We start from the raw sequence: 2260 nt of genomic DNA, 5'->3' as shown, positions 1-2260 counted from the left end.
CGCAGGCAGCCGCTCCGACGCGGTCGCGCTCAGCACGACGACGTCGCCACGGATTGGCAGTCCAGCACCGGCACGCCAGCGGAAGCCACGTCCGACGCGGTCGCGCTCGATTCGAGCGAGGTCGCCACGGATTGGCAGTCGGCGAATCCGCGCAGGCAGCCGCCTCCGATGCGGTCGCGCTCGATTCGAGCGAGGTCGCCACGGATTGGCAGTCGGCGCGGGAGAGATTGCTCTCGGGTCGGAGGATGTCGCCACGGATTGGCAGGCCAACGCGGCCGCATCCGCGCAGACGTCCACTGACGGGAGCGCCCCCGGTTCAAGCGATGGCGTGACGGGCGAAACGCCCGCCGAGGAGATCGCGCTCGATTCGAGCGAGGTCGCCACGGATTGGCAGTCGGACAGCGCCACGTCCGCGCAGTCCTCCGCTGAGGAGATTGCGCTCGGCTCGAATGACGTCGCGACGGAGTGGTCGGCTTCCGGCAACGAGCCGGCAACGGATGCTTCGGTGGAAACCCCTGCCGAAGAGATTGCGCTCGACGCGAGCGAGGTCGCTTCCCCGGAAGCCCCGCCGAGGAGATCGCGCTCAGCACGGACGACGTCGCGACGAACTGGCAGTCCGCCAGCGGAACTCCGGCGGAGTCCTCCGCCGAGGAGATCGCGCTCGACGCGAACGATGTCGCCAACGAAGGCGACGCGGACTGGTCCGACGGCAGCGCGGCCTCGGCGGTCGCGGCTGGCGTGGAGGCCCAGACGTTCGACGTGGCCGACCTGGGCGCCGAAGAGGAGCAGCAGCTCACGCCGCCGCCCTCCCCGTTCGCGAATGACTCGGGCGTCCCGTCGCTGCGGATCCGCAGCATCCAGGTCGGTCCGGACATCGAAGCCGACACGCTGGAGCTTGGCGCGGACGATGTCGAGCCCGAGGCCGGAGCAGCCCAGGCCTCGGAACAGTGGGGCGAGCTGAGCGGCAGTGCCGACGAAGCCGTGCCGCTGGCCACCGCGGCCGAGTCCCTCGCCGAAGCGCAGTCCACCGAGCCTTCCGCGTGGAGCGCCGCGGGCGGCGATGCGCAGCAGTGGTCCGCCGAGGGCGCGCCCTCCGACGCGACCGACACCGTGGGCTTGCAGGACGCGTCCGCCGCCATCGAGCTGCAGCCCGAGTGGGCCGCCGACGCCGTGGAGCCCGCCGCCGAGGACTCGGCCCCCATCGAGCTCCAGCCCGAGTGGGCCTCCACCGCGTCGTCCGAACAGCCCACCGCGGACGCCGCGTCCGCCTGGGATGCCCCGGCCGCCGAATCCGAGGGGTCCGCATCCGCGTCGGTGCCGTCCGCTGACGTCCAGGGCGGATGGACGCCGCCGTCCGAAGAGGCTCCGCTGATCGAGGCCCAGTCCGAATGGGCCACCCCGGAAGCCGAAGCCGCGCCCATCGCCCAGGCATCCGACGGGAGCGCCACGGAAGAAGCCGCGCCCATCGAGGCCCAGCCCGAGTGGGCCACGGAAGAAGCCGCGCCCGTCGAAGCGCAGCCTGAATGGGCCACGTCGGAAGGCACCACGCCAGTCGCCGAGCAGGCCGAATGGGGCACGGCGGAGGCCGCGCCGCTGGATGCACAGGCCACCTCCGGAGGCGCAGCCGCCGTTCCCACGCAGCCGCAGTGGGCCGCGAAGAAGCCGCGCCCGACTGCGCGCACGCCGAGTGGGCCACGACTGAAGCCGCCGAGCCGTCGCCGCTCAGTCCGAGTGGGCCACCGAGGAAGAAGCCGCGCCGATTGAGGCGCAGCCTGAATGGGCCACCGAGGAAGAAGCCGCGCCCGTTTCCGAGCAGTCCGCGTGGGCCACCACGGACGCCGCGCCGGTCGCTGCTCAGTCCGAGTGGGCGAATGCTGAAGCCGCTACGCCGGTCGCTGCTCAGTCCGAGTGGGCTGCTGCTGAAGGCACCACGCCGGTCACTGCTCAGCCGGAATGGGCCACTGATGAAGCCGCTACGCCGGCGGCAGCGCAGTCGGAATGGGCCACGGAAGAAGCCGCCCCCATCGAAGCTCAGCCTGAGTGGGCCACCGAAGAGGCCGCTTCGCCTGCGGTAGCGCAGACGGAGTGGGCCGCGACGCAAGAAGCCGCTCCCATCGAAGCCCAGCCGGAATGGGCCACGGAAGAAACCGCTACGCCCGCGGCAGCGCAATCGGAGTGGGCCACGGAAGAAGCCGCGCCTATTGAAGCCCAGCCTGAATGGGCCACGGAAGAGGCCGCGCCCGTCGCCGCTCAGCCCGAG

The 2260-nt window shown here is 71.9% G+C and carries 1 protein-coding gene; it reads left to right on the top strand.

Annotation, left to right across the window (positions count from 1 at the left end):
- Positions 1-465 precede the first annotated feature (465 nt).
- The gene (locus ACLEQD_RS41725) at positions 466-1764 is read left to right on the top strand and encodes a hypothetical protein (RefSeq protein ID WP_410391465.1); all 1299 of its coding nucleotides are present in this window, start codon (positions 466-468) and stop codon (positions 1762-1764) included.
- Positions 1765-2260 lie beyond the last annotated feature (496 nt).

The organism is Corallococcus sp. 4LFB (assembly GCF_046520365.1).
GTDB classification, from domain to species: domain Bacteria; phylum Myxococcota; class Myxococcia; order Myxococcales; family Myxococcaceae; genus Corallococcus; species Corallococcus caeni.
This window is presented reverse-complemented; position numbering and strand designations above follow the sequence as displayed.